This is a genomic window from Paraburkholderia pallida, assembly GCF_004524855.1.
Classification (GTDB): domain Bacteria; phylum Pseudomonadota; class Gammaproteobacteria; order Burkholderiales; family Burkholderiaceae; genus Paraburkholderia; species Paraburkholderia oxyphila.
This window is the reverse complement of the sequence record NZ_CP038152.1, coordinates 463,651-475,402: the sequence shown is the minus strand read 5'-3', so window position 1 is coordinate 475,402 and position 11,752 is coordinate 463,651. Positions and strand designations below refer to the sequence as shown.

Sequence of the window (11,752 nt, the reverse complement as noted above, 5' to 3'; positions counted from 1 at the left end):
TGGAGCTTCGTGCCCGGCGGGCGGCGGTCGAGACGAAACGCACGGAGACATCGCCGCAGGAACCACAGTTAGCATGTTCCCGATAATTTCATGTTGAAATCAAAATGATTGTTTTGATGTCAATACAGATATTTTGGTGTATGCTAAAAGTGAATTCGCATCGAAATTCCCTTCTTGACGTCAGCATGTGGAAAATACGGCCTGTGCTAACGGCTGAGGGAACTATGTTTTTCACGTTTAGGGAATTGGCTGCAGTGGCTCTGACCGGTGCTGATAACTACCTGCTTGACCTGCTCAAGGACGAGAGCGGCAAGTGGGTGGTTCGCGTGACGATCCTTGCCGGCGCGACGAGGGCGCAACAAACCTACATGGTGCAGACCAACCGGGGGAAAACGAAGACGTGGCGGTACCTGGAGGATGTCTTGCTCTTCGTCGAAGAGTATTGCGCCAATTGTCACCACCTTACGATCAAGGTTGAAGGGCGACTCTGGAGGTTACACGCGGACGCGGCGGATAAAGTGAAGTAGCGAGAACTGAACGGTCGATGCCAGTGCGCCAACACCGGCATCAACCTGACCATTACGCAGCAACTGTTGAGGAAAACCGGAATGGCTACGCGGATTGTAGCGTATTGGTCCCATTGTGCGACCAAGGCAAACCTGCACACGCTTGCCGTGGCGGCCGCGCTACTCGCGCGTCCGATGCTTCGGCGCGTGCTCTCAATGGACAGGCCCATAGGCGTGTCTGGTCGAGCGTCAAAAACAAGCAAAGATCCCGCCCCGAATACTTCGGGATCGCCTCGTCGCCACCTCACTACGATCCCGCCGCTGCCCTTGTACGGCTTTGGTAGCCGTCCCTGATTGATTTTCCCCGGAGGACAATGCCATGTCATTGAGTAACGCGGAAAAGAAAGCACTACTAAATGCATCGCTTACGGGTGTCGATGCGATCGACGCGCAAATCGAGATCCTGCGCGCTGCCTATCCGCATGCTTTTCACACGCTGGATTCGTTGGCAACGCGCCGTTTCTTCGACCAGCCGAAGCATGAGTTGCCGTCTCGCGGCTTCGTTCGCGCGTATGAGACCGGACAGGACGGGTAGCAAGCAGGGGCGCCACCGGCTGGCTGTATGCCGGTGGGATCTGACCAGATCGGAGGACACCGTAATGGGCAGGGTTGTCGGGTCGATTCGAAAGGGCGTATGCGCGCTGCTGTTGTTCCTGGCGTCGACATCGTTCCTTGGCTTCGCGTACTGGGTGATCCAGCGGCACTCGTCGTTGCGCGATCTGATTGCTGTCGCGCTCGTGGGTCTGGGCTGGGCTGCAATTGGCTATTTGGCATACCGGCGCGGCTGGCCGCGCGATAACCGGGAGTGGTGAGCCATGCGCAACCTGTTTAGGCATCCGTTCGCGAAGCCGGTCGGAGTCGGCCTGATGCAACTGGGCGTGCTCATCGCGTGGGGCTGCGGTGGCATGCAGTGGTTTCTGGAGTCCTACGTGCCCTGGGCTGCCCAGCGGGTGCAGAGGCTATCGCTATTGGCCGTGGTGCCAGCGGCGCTCGCCCTGGCCCTGGCCGGTGCGGCCGTAGTGCTGGTGACGCTCCAGTTGCCCCCGATCGCGGTTGCCCTCGCGGAGGGCGCCGCGCAGCGGATCTGGCGCGGGCGAGGTGACGTATGAACACACCCCCAAGGTTCGCGCATGCATGGGGGCCGTCATGATGCCGATCGACTTCGCGATGCTCGCGCAGCAGTGCGCCCCTGCGGTCTATCCCACCACCCTGCAGGCGCTGGTCAAGACAGAATCGGGCTTCAATCCCTTTGCAATCGGCGTGGTCGGCGGCCGACTGGTGCGGCAACCGCGCACCCGCGACGAAGCCATCGCCACCGCGCGTGCGCTCGAGGCGGCTGGCTGGAACTACAGCATGGGCCTGGCACAGGTCAACCGCGCGAACCTGCGCGTCTATGGCCTCACCAGCGAAACCGTGTTCGACCCGTGTGCGAACCTGCGCGCCGGCGGCGCCATCCTTTCCGGCTGCTACACCCGCGCAGCCGCCGGCGGCCGCGCGCCGCAGGACGCCGTGCGGGCAGCGCTCAGTTGCTACTACAGCGGCAATTTCACGCGCGGCTTCAGGGCGGACGAAGGGGGCACGAGTTACGTCCAGCGCGTGGCTGCGAATGCGGTCGATATCGGTGCGAGCGCCACGGTCGTCCCACCGATCGCTGTCGTGCCGGATGGCGCGGCGCCGGTTGCGCGCACGGCAGCGCACCCGGCTCGCGTGCGCCGGGCCGATGACTCATCCAGTGCCGCCACCGGGGCCGACCATGCCCGGCAGGCCGATCACCACCCAGCCTGGGACGCCCTGGGCGATTTTTAACGGAGCAGACAGATGCAGAAGATCTTTCCCAAAACCGTGGCCGGCCGCGCCGTGGCCTTGCTGCGCATGCGCAGCATGCATGCACGCAGCATTGGGGCTGGCGTGGTGATGTCGATGGTTGCTCGCGCCGCCTGCGCGGGTGGCGGTCTGGCCGCGGGCACGCAGGCCGCCAACACTTTCACGACGTGGTTCTACAGCTTTTGCGGTATCTGCGCCGGTTCGTATCTCCTGTGGACCGGGATCCAGTGCTGGACCAACAAGGCGGACTGGATCCATGACTTTGGCGGCGGCATTGCGAAGGTGGCCGGTGTGGGTTCGGCACTCGTGCTGGCCGGCTGGGCATTCGGCCTCTTCGGCTGATCGCCATGGAAGACGACCGTACGCTTTACCCGTCCTACGCGGGCCTGAACCGGATCGCGATGATCGGCGGCGTCCCGATGTTCCCGGCGCTGATCATCGGCTGTACATCGCTGATCGCCAGCATGACAGGCGGCTTTGTGCTGGGCCCCGGCGGCCTGCTGATCGGCTCGGCCGGCGTGCCGGTCTTCCTGTTTTTCCGCCATGTCTGCGAGACCGATGATCAGGCGCTGAGCCTGACCTGGCTGGAATTCCTCTGCTGGCTCGACCGCCGGCGCGTATCGGTGTTCGGCAAGACCTGCACGCTCGCGCCGATGCGCTACGGCCGCGATCTGGACGTGTACACCCGTTCGTTTGCGCACGGCCGGGACCTGGAGCGCTTCGAGGCGCTGCGTCACAGCCTGCTCTCGCAGGCACTGGAGGACAACGATGAGTAGCCGTCACCCTGTCGAGCCCGTCGACGACGCGCGACCTGTCGTGCGGGGTTACACGATGATTCCCGGGCGCCCTGGCGCGGGCAAGACCACCTGCAACGTCTTTTACGACATGCTGCGCCTGACGGAGTGGGAGTTCCGCCTCGTGCGCGGCAGCGGCAACCCGTCTGACGATGCTTCGGACGCGGGAGACGACCTATGCGCGTGAGCAACGAGCTGAACCGGCTCGTCACGGCGGCAGAGGACAGGCTGCCGCGCATTGGTCGCCCGGTGTCGGTGAACGCGACGAGCATGGACAGCGGCGGCGCCATGATGGTGCTGCGTGTGAACGGCGTGCCGTTTGAATCGGTCAGCCGCGGCGAGATCGAGGCCCGCTACGACAGCTGGAACCGTCAACTGGCCGCGATGACGCTGGAGAAGGGCAACCGCCTGTCCCTGTGGACCACGTTCCGCCGGCGGCGCGTCTCGTTCGGCGACGAGTACCGCTTCTACAAACCATTCATCCAGCAGGCCGTCGACAAGTACCTGCAGCGTTTCCGCAGGCACGACCACTTCGAGAACAGTTTCTACCTCACCATGATCCTTCAGGGCGATGACCTGGACGAGACGGTGCGCGAGCTCGAGGAGCTGGGCGAAGGGCTGATGAAGGCGCTCGTGTCCTATGATCCCCAACTGCTGGAAACGTACGGGCACAACGGCATCCTGTTCTCCGAGCCATACCAGTTCATCGGCGAGCTGGTGAACGGCATCGATGAACGTGTGCCGGTCACGCAGGCGACGGGACGCGAGCTGATCCCGACGTCGCACCTGCATTTCCACTATGACACGGTCGAGATCCGCACCGACCGCTCGACGCGCTTCGCGGTCTGCTACGACCTGAAGGATTTTCCGAAGGCAGGCTGGGGGCAGACGAATCCGCTGCTGTCGCTGCCGGTCGAATTCACCCTCACGCAGAGCTTCGGCTGTCTGAGCACCGCTGAGGCGATGAAGGCGATCGAAGAACAGATCAACAACCTGAATTCGGTCGAAGACAAGGCGAAGCACCAGATTGACGAGCTGAAACAGGCGGTCGCGCTGATCGCCGGGCGCGACCTTGCCTTCGGCGACTATCACGGTGCGCTCATCGTGTATGGCGACACGCCGGAGAAGGCGATCAGTAACGGCGCGTACGTGACGAGCCGGGCGCTGAACGACTGCGGCTTCAAGTTCGTGAAGGCGACGGCGTCGGCGCCGTTCACGTACATGAGCCAGGTGCCGGGATTCAGGACGAAGCCACGGCCGATGCCGAAGTCGACCCGCAGTCTCGCGTCGTCGTTCTCGATGCACACCTATTCGGCCGGCAAGGCGCGCGGCAATCCGCTCGGTGATGGCTCGGCACTCATGCCCGTGCAGACGGTCGCGAAGAGCCTGTTCAGCCTGAACTGCCACGCTTCACGCCTGGATGAAGACAGCGTCGGCGAGAAGGTGGCCGGCCACACGCTGATTCTCGGCTCGACGGGAACGGGCAAGACAACGCTCGAAACGATGCTGCTCGGGTTCCTCGAGCGTTTCGACCCGAAGATCTTCGCGCTCGACCTCGATCAGGGCCTGCGGATCTTCCTCGAGGAGATGGGCGCGCTCTACTACACGCTGCGCGAAGGCGAGCCGACGGGTCTTGCGCCGTTCGGCCTGCCCGAGACGAAGCGCAACCTCGCGCACCTGTATGACCTGGTGGGCGCATGCTGCCGCGACGAGAACGGCAAGCTCAGCGCCGACGACCAGCGGCAGATCAAGCATGCCGTCGACACGGTGATGAAGCTGGAGAACATCGAGCACAGGACTTTCAGTCGCCTGCTGGAGTCGATTCCGGACACGGGCGAGGAAAACAGCCTGTGGCTGCGCCTGAGCCAGTGGTGCGGCGCAACTAACGGTCGATTCGCCTGGGCGCTGGACAACGTGCCGAGCGCGCTGACGAACATCGCTGACGTGCGCCGCATCGGTTTCGACGTCACGGACTTCCTGAAGAAGGACTATGCCGCCACGGAGCCGGTCCTCGCGCACCTGCTGTACCTCAAGGACCAGATGCAGAAGAAGGGCGGGCTGCTCGCGACGGTGATCGCCGAATTCTGGCTGCCGGCGAGTTATCCGACCACGCAGGAGCTGATCCGCAAGTCGCTGAAGACGGGCCGCAAGGCCGATGAATTCATGATCCTGGATTCGCAGTCTCCGGAAGACGCGATCCAGTGTCCGGTATTCGCCGAGATCCGCGACCTGACGGCGACCAAGATCTATCTGCCGAATCCGGATGCGACGCGCGAAGGCTACAAGCTCCTGAACCTGACCGATCGCGAGTTCGACACGCTCAAGCGGCTCTCGAAGGAGTCGCGGACCTTCCTGATCAAGCAAAGCAACCAGTCGGCGTTTGCAACGCTGGATCTGGGCGGCATGAACGACGAGATCGCGGTGCTGTCCAGCAGTCTCGACAACGTGGCGATCTGGGAGGAGTGTACGCGCGAGGCCCACGGCGATACGGATCTGCGCATGCAGCTGTTCCAGGCGCGCCGTAAGGGCAAGCGCAATCGCACGCCCGAGGCGGAACTCACAGAGGAGGTCGAATGACGACGATCGGCGAACTGCATCTCGCGTCGGCTATCGGGCCGGCCACACGCGAGCAGCTCAGGCAGTGGGCGGATGAGCACGACCGGATGTGGGACAGGAAGAACCGTGTGCGACGCATCAGGTTCGGAGTCCTTCTGTTTGCCATTGCGGCCCTTGTGGGTGCTGCATGCATGTCCAGGCTCCACATTTCCCGCATCGGTACATGGTACGGAAGCCATGTTGATTTCGGCACCCTGGTGATTGAGGGTATGGCGATCGGTGTGTTCACAACCACCGTGGTGGATCGTCTGGTGCTGTCACGTTCCAGTCCGGTCAATCCCTGGCGCCCGATCGACCTTACACCTGCCGATCTCGAGGAGCAGAACACGGATTTCCCGGGGGCGCTGGCGTATCTCGATGCGATTCACCATCAGCACCGGCCAATCGTGCCGCACGACCTCGACGTACTGGCGATGGTTCGCCAGCAACAGCAGTCCAGCAAGGGAGCATGACGATGAAAACGATGTGGATGAAGTCCGCTCTGATGACATCGACCGTGGCCGCCGCCGCGCACGCCCAGGCACTGGTTAACGGCACGGCGTCGCCGGCGTCGGTCGCGCAGGCGAGGGGTATTCAGACGCAGAGTCGGGGATTGCCCGCCAATCCCGGCGCGCTGCCGTCGACTATGCGGAAACGGACAGGACTGCGGCGTCGCCGTCTGTCGAAACGAATCAGCAGATTCTCGCCGGGTTGGTCCGGATCGATACCACGCTTGAGCGGCAGCTTCATCTCCAACAGCTCCAGCTTGAGTTCGAACAGCATGAATACACCGCCGGCCATTGAGTGTGTGCCCACCCCCTGGAGAACAGGACGATGAAAACCATTCGGAAAATGACCGGCGCCGCGGTGTTGGCGGCTTTCTGCTTGATGCAGACAGCACACGCGCAGGGTGTTCCGGTGCTCGATTTGCAGGCGATCGCGCAGGCGATCCAGACCGTCAAGCAACTGGAACAGCAATACAGCCTGCTCTCGAACCAGTACGCATCGACGATCGGCAATCGCGGCCTCGGCGACATCTTCAATGACCCGTCACTGCGCAACTTCCTGCCGGATCAATGGCAGTCGGTCTATGACGAAGTGAAGAGCGGGCAGCTGAACGGCATAAGCGGCCTCGCCAGCAGCATCGAGAGCCAGGAGGGGATGACCGCGTACACGCCAGGCCAGCAGCGCCTGAACGATACGCTGGCTGCCAACAAGGCGATGGCGATGCGGTCGTATCAGGCGTCGATCGACCGGCTGACCAACATCCAGCAACTGATGCAGCAGTCGAACCTGACGCAGGATCCGGCCGCAAAGGCCGATCTGCAGAACCGGTGGTCGGCGGAAATTTCGTCGATTAACGCGGAAAAGATGCAGCTGGATCTCGCGGGGCGGCTGCAGGACGCGGAGAAGGAGCTCGCGCAGCAGGCGGCGCATAACGACATGCAGCAGCGTCTGAACGGCGACGATTCCGCCAGTCAATAGCCAGGAGCGCGAACATGACCACGCAACTGACGATTTTCACCGATATGTTCAACTCGTTCGACCAGAACGTGCTGAACACGATCAATACCGGCTCGGCCCGGATGATCTCGCTGATCAGTCCGCTGGTCGCCGCCTGCTTCAGCCTCTATGTCCTCCTCGTCCTTGTGTCGTACTGGCGTGGCCACAACGACAGCCCGATATCCGACTTTCTGCTGAAGACGGCGGGGTGGGCGGCTGTCCTCACGCTCGGGATGAACATCAGCTACTACAGCGAGTACGTCGTGCCGTTCTTCAACGGCCTTGGCGACGATCTGAGCACCGCATTGATGGGGGGCAACAGTCTGAGCAACGGGCTGGATACGCTGTTGAATCTCTATATCTCTGCGATCAAGAGCATGTACAACGGATTGGGCATTACTGACGTCGGACTGTTTGTAGAGGTCTCGGTGCTCGCAATCTGCATCCTCCTGGTCGGCGTCCCGTTCCTTGCGATTGCGGCGGCCTACATCATCCTCGCGAAGTTCGCACTGGGGTTGCTGCTCGCACTTGGCCCGGCCTTTATCGTCGCGGCGCTGTTCCCGGCAACGCGCCAGTTTTTCCAGAACTGGGTCGGGCAGTGCCTGAACTATGGCCTGCTTGTCGCGTTGTTCGGCGCGGTCGGCGCCCTCGAGGTGAGCTTCATGACCTCGGTACTCCCGAAGAGTTTCAGCGTCTCGGACGTCATGCTGACCTACACCATTGAAGGAAAAATCGTCGCATCAGGGCTGGTGTTCATCGTGGTGTCGTTGAACATGCCGTCACTCGCCTCGCAACTGGCAGGTGGCGTGGGCATCTCGTCGATGGTCGGTAAGATCGGAGCTGCGGCCAGCATGGCCATGAGGGCGATGAAGTTCTCGGGCGGGTCCGGCGGTGGGTCGTCGGGTGCGTCCAGCAACTCGCTTGGCCGCGCGTGATTTCGACTACTAACAGGAGCAATAGATGAGGGCAATCCGGTTCGTGACGGCAGTAGTGATGGTTATCGTGGCCGTAACTCAATTCGGTTGCGGCAAGCATGACGGGAACGAATTCGTGGGTACTTGGAAACGTGTTAGCCCAAACGGTTGGCTCGAAGTGGACATTGCCCGGAACGGCGATGGGGACGATTTCTACGTCTCTCACAAAATTCCGAATCTCGCCGCTGATAGCGAAGCGGATAGATGGCAAAACGTGCGAGAACCAGCCGTAGTCCAGGACGGAAAGATGGTTGTGAGCGGTGGGGTTCCGTACGTCATCACGATCGACAAAGCAACCGGACACCTTGTTGCTCCTGGTGCCGAGTTTGAACGCGCGAAGTAAATGAGAGACCGTCCGCCGGAGCAGCCAGCGACGGCGGGCGGTACAACCCACCCGGAGATTGAAATGAAATTCATCGTCGTGCTTTGCAGCGCTGCGCTGCTTGCGGCCTGCTCGTCGGCGACAAAGCCGACGCAACCTGAGGGGCCGTGGATGCCCGTGAACCATGCGACTCAGGGGAGCGCGCAATGAAATGGATTCCGGGGAAGACGGCCAAAGCGCAGGCTGAGCCAGCCGCGACTGCGACCGACGCCAATTCCGCGGCTGCGCTGCAGGACCTCGCGGCGAAGCTCGCCGACGCTGACCCGCGCGAGATGGCGCGTACATTTTTCAGGGAAGCGCTCTCCTTCGAGAAGTCCCGGCAGCAGCTGCAGGAGAATATGACGAAGATCGCCTGGCGTGTCGCGGGTGGCGCCATGCTTGTTGCTCTGGCTTCTATTCTTGGCTCAACAGCTTTAGTACAACTAAAGAGACCGTCACCGCCAGTGATCATCAAGGACAACACCGCGACCGGCGACGTGCAGGTGATCGACGTCGCGCACAGCGGGACCGTGACCTTCGGTGAACTCGAGTTGCGCGCAGCACTGCGCAGGTACGTCGAACTGCGCGAGCGGTATGACTGGTACACGATCCAGGACGACTACGACACCGTATCGCTGATGAACTCCCCGCGCGAGCAGACGGGGTACGCGGCGCTGTACAGCCGCAAGAACGCGCCGCAAAACGTGCTGATCGACAAATACCGCGTGGTGGCACAACCCGGTGCGATTACGTTTGTCGGCTCGACCGCGCAGGTGTTCTTCTCGAAGAAGATCATTTCGCTGTCGACGCAGGGGAGTTCGATACCTACGCCGCCGAGGACGGAGTACTGGGTCGCGACGATCACCTATGAGATGGGCGATCTACCGGCCAAAAGCGATGAGCAGGTGCGCAATCCGACCGGATTTCGTGTCACCAGCTACTCGGTCGATCGTGACTGGACCCGCAGCAGCACGACGGACGGCGTGGCGCCGATGCCGTCGGCGGCCACGTCGTCCCAGTCGGCGCCGTCGGATGTGCAGGGAGGGGCGAGCCAATGAAAGCCCGGTTCCAGAACACGTTGCGCGCGCAGGCGGGTGTGCTGACGATCGCGGCCGTGCTGGTCACCCTGGTACGACCGGCTGCGGCTGAAGTGATACCGGGCCCGTGCGGGAGCGACCCCCATGTGGCGTGCGCGGTGTACGACCCAACCGAGACGTACCGGATCGCCTACCGGCCCGGCGAGGCGACGGTCCTCATCTTCGAGAAAGGCGAAAAAATCGACGGCGGTGGCATGGGCGACGGCAAGGCCTGGTCCGCGGGGCCGGCTGGCAACGGCTTCTTCTTCAAGCCGAAAGCCGCGCAGGCCGCTACCAACCTGATCCTGCTCACGAACCGGCGGCGCTACGTGCTGAAGCTGGTTCCGGTCACCAGGCGCGAGCAGGCGGTGTGGTCGCTGACCTTCGACTACCCGGACACGCGTGCGAAGGAGTCGGCGGCCGCCGCCGTGCGCTCGGCCGAAGCGCGGGCACTGCTTGCGCAGACCGTCAGCACGCCGGGCACGGGCAACTTCAACTACGACATGCACGGCGATACGACACTCGCGCCGACCGCACTGTGGGATGACGGCCGCTTTACCTACTTCGAGTTCAGGACGAGCCGCGACCTGCCGCAGATCTACCGCGTGTTCGCGGACGGCAAGGAAGCGCTCGTGAATCCCGACGACGTGCGCGGCCCCGTGCTCGTCGTGCACGACACGGCGCCGGGCTTCAACCTGCGCGTGGGCGATGCCGTGCTCGGTATCCGCAACAATGCATACCGGCCCGACGGCCAGCTGAACCCGACGGGCACGACGATTCCGGGCGCGGTGCGGCTCGTGAAGCAGAAGGAGGCGGGCAGTGAGTGACGAAATCAACCTGAATCCGTCGCCGGTCGAGCCGGCCGGCATCGGCGAGCGCGGCGTGCCGGGTGTTGGCCGCACGAAGCGCAAAAGCCCGTTCCGCATGCTGCCGATTGTCCTCGGGATGGTGCTGGTCATGCTGTTCGGCGCGATCGCGGTCGGTGTCGCGATCAAGCGCTGGTCGGCGCAGCAGCATGCCGAGTCCGAGGCCGCCAGGCTCGAAGCGCAAAAGGAAAAGCCTTCGGATGAGCGGCACGACTTTGCGCGTGATCAGGCGAAGATCGAGAGACAGCGTGCGCTGGAAGCCGCGATGGCCTCGGAAGCTGCTGCTGCGAGTTCCGCGCTTGCCACACCAGTCCATGCTGATGCCGCGAATGCGACGCAGGCGACGGCCGCGGGCGGAAGCGGTGCCGGCGCGTCGACTGCAGCCAGTGCGGTCGAGACGGCCGCGCAGCGCAAGCTCGACGGGGACGTGCTGCTCAACTTCAACAATGACCAGAAGGCGCCGGGTACCGCGGGCGCGGGCGGCTTGCCTGGTCTCGCCGGTTTGACCGCCCCGCATCCCGACTTCGCGAAGGATGGCCTGGACAGCAAGCTGCAGCCGTCGAAGCTGGCGACGGTCAAGGCCGAACTGATGCCGTCGCGCGACTTTCTGCTGATCGCGGGCACCACGATTCCGTGCGTGCAGGGCGCGGAGATCGTCACCGACTACCCGGGCATGACCACCTGCCATGTGGCGAAGGACGTTTATTCCGCGAACGGCAAGGTGCTGCTGATCGAGCGGGGATCTGAAGTGGTGGGCGAGCAGCGCCAGGCGCTGATGCAGGGGCAGGCCCGGATCTTCGTGATCTGGACGCGTCTGACGACGCCTGACAGCGTGATGGTGCAACTCGATTCGCCGGCGGCCGACGCGCTCGGCGGCAGTGGCCTGCCGGCCTACGTCGACAACCACTTCTGGACGCGGTTTGGCGGCGCCATGATGGTCAGCCTGATCAGCGATGCCGGGCGGGCGCTGTCGACCATTGCGGCGAACTCGGGCAGTGGCAGCAACGGCATCCAGTTCAACAACACGACGAATGCCGGCGGCGAGGTTGCGGCCGAAGCGCTGCGCAACACCATCAATGTGCCGCCGACCGCCTATTCGAAATACGGGGCGATGACGACGATTTTCGTCGCGCGCGACGTCGACTTTTCCAGCGTGTACGAGCTGGCGACGCCTTGATTCAATTTCATGCGGA

The 11,752-nt window shown here is 63.0% G+C and carries 18 protein-coding genes; 17 read left to right on the top strand and 1 reads right to left on the bottom strand.

Annotation, left to right across the window (positions count from 1 at the left end; genetic code table 11):
- Positions 1-224 precede the first annotated feature (224 nt).
- The 10 genes from E1956_RS44915 (at position 225) to E1956_RS44865 (ending at position 6,252) form a co-directional block, all read left to right on the top strand.
- Positions 225-527 (top strand): hypothetical protein, encoded by a 303-nt coding sequence (locus tag E1956_RS44915; protein ID WP_134760492.1) that lies wholly within the window; start codon positions 225-227, stop codon positions 525-527.
- 358 nt (positions 528-885) lie between these two features.
- A complete protein-coding gene (locus E1956_RS44905) occupies positions 886-1,101 on the top strand; it encodes a hypothetical protein (RefSeq protein WP_134760488.1) in 216 nt (71 codons plus the stop codon).
- A gap of 64 nt (positions 1,102-1,165) precedes the next feature.
- Positions 1,166-1,378: a hypothetical protein gene (locus E1956_RS44900; RefSeq protein WP_134760486.1), complete on the top strand. Its 213-nt coding sequence runs from the start codon at positions 1,166-1,168 to the stop codon at positions 1,376-1,378.
- Positions 1,379-1,381: 3 nt separating this feature from the next.
- Positions 1,382-1,675 (top strand): hypothetical protein, encoded by a 294-nt coding sequence (locus tag E1956_RS44895; RefSeq protein ID WP_134760484.1) that lies wholly within the window; start codon positions 1,382-1,384, stop codon positions 1,673-1,675.
- A 37-nt stretch (positions 1,676-1,712) separates the two neighbouring features.
- Positions 1,713-2,372 (top strand): lytic transglycosylase domain-containing protein, encoded by a 660-nt coding sequence (locus E1956_RS44890; protein WP_134760482.1) that lies wholly within the window; start codon positions 1,713-1,715, stop codon positions 2,370-2,372.
- A 12-nt stretch (positions 2,373-2,384) separates the two neighbouring features.
- Positions 2,385-2,732 carry a hypothetical protein gene (locus E1956_RS44885; RefSeq protein WP_232072510.1) on the top strand — a complete coding sequence of 116 codons (348 nt, stop codon included), beginning with the start codon at positions 2,385-2,387 and terminating at the stop codon, positions 2,730-2,732.
- Positions 2,733-2,737: 5 nt separating this feature from the next.
- Positions 2,738-3,166 carry a VirB3 family type IV secretion system protein gene (locus E1956_RS44880; protein ID WP_134760480.1) on the top strand — a complete coding sequence of 143 codons (429 nt, stop codon included), beginning with the start codon at positions 2,738-2,740 and terminating at the stop codon, positions 3,164-3,166.
- On the top strand, positions 3,159-3,371 hold the full coding sequence (locus E1956_RS44875) for a hypothetical protein (protein WP_134760478.1): 213 nt from the start codon (positions 3,159-3,161) through the stop codon (positions 3,369-3,371). The genes E1956_RS44880 and E1956_RS44875 overlap by 8 nt, the downstream gene beginning before the upstream one ends.
- Entirely contained in the window at positions 3,362-5,761 is a 2,400-nt protein-coding gene (locus E1956_RS44870; RefSeq protein WP_134760476.1) for a VirB4 family type IV secretion/conjugal transfer ATPase, read from the top strand. The genes E1956_RS44875 and E1956_RS44870 overlap by 10 nt, the downstream gene beginning before the upstream one ends.
- Positions 5,758-6,252, top strand: a complete 495-nt coding sequence (locus E1956_RS44865; protein ID WP_134760474.1) for a hypothetical protein — start codon at positions 5,758-5,760, stop codon at positions 6,250-6,252. Before E1956_RS44870 ends, E1956_RS44865 begins: the two co-directional genes overlap by 4 nt.
- 121 nt (positions 6,253-6,373) lie before the next feature.
- On the opposite strand, the gene E1956_RS44860 is transcribed toward E1956_RS44865, so the two are convergent.
- Positions 6,374-6,562, bottom strand: a complete 189-nt coding sequence (locus tag E1956_RS44860; protein WP_134760472.1) for a hypothetical protein — start codon at positions 6,560-6,562, stop codon at positions 6,374-6,376.
- A 51-nt stretch (positions 6,563-6,613) separates the two neighbouring features.
- Here E1956_RS44860 and E1956_RS44855 point away from each other — a divergent pair, with 51 nt between their 5' ends.
- The 7 genes from E1956_RS44855 (at position 6,614) to virB10 (ending at position 11,736) form a co-directional block, all read left to right on the top strand.
- Positions 6,614-7,264: a TrbJ/VirB5 family protein gene (locus E1956_RS44855; RefSeq protein WP_134760470.1), complete on the top strand. Its 651-nt coding sequence runs from the start codon at positions 6,614-6,616 to the stop codon at positions 7,262-7,264.
- 14 nt (positions 7,265-7,278) lie between these two features.
- Positions 7,279-8,217: a TrbL/VirB6 family protein gene (locus E1956_RS44850; protein ID WP_134760468.1), complete on the top strand. Its 939-nt coding sequence runs from the start codon at positions 7,279-7,281 to the stop codon at positions 8,215-8,217.
- A 25-nt stretch (positions 8,218-8,242) separates the two neighbouring features.
- Complete coding sequence (locus E1956_RS44845; protein ID WP_232072509.1) at positions 8,243-8,599, top strand: hypothetical protein; 357 nt, start codon at positions 8,243-8,245, stop codon at positions 8,597-8,599.
- Positions 8,600-8,662: 63 nt separating this feature from the next.
- On the top strand, positions 8,663-8,788 hold the full coding sequence (locus E1956_RS47475) for a hypothetical protein (protein WP_256377831.1): 126 nt from the start codon (positions 8,663-8,665) through the stop codon (positions 8,786-8,788).
- The gene (locus tag E1956_RS44840) at positions 8,785-9,675 is read left to right on the top strand and encodes a VirB8 family type IV secretion system protein (RefSeq protein WP_134760455.1); all 891 of its coding nucleotides are present in this window, start codon (positions 8,785-8,787) and stop codon (positions 9,673-9,675) included. Before E1956_RS47475 ends, E1956_RS44840 begins: the two co-directional genes overlap by 4 nt.
- The gene (locus tag E1956_RS44835) at positions 9,672-10,520 is read left to right on the top strand and encodes a TrbG/VirB9 family P-type conjugative transfer protein (RefSeq protein ID WP_134760453.1); all 849 of its coding nucleotides are present in this window, start codon (positions 9,672-9,674) and stop codon (positions 10,518-10,520) included. Before E1956_RS44840 ends, E1956_RS44835 begins: the two co-directional genes overlap by 4 nt.
- Positions 10,513-11,736 (top strand): type IV secretion system protein VirB10, encoded by a 1,224-nt coding sequence (gene virB10 / locus E1956_RS44830; protein ID WP_134760451.1) that lies wholly within the window; start codon positions 10,513-10,515, stop codon positions 11,734-11,736. The genes E1956_RS44835 and virB10 overlap by 8 nt, the downstream gene beginning before the upstream one ends.
- Positions 11,737-11,752: the final 16 nt, after the last annotated feature.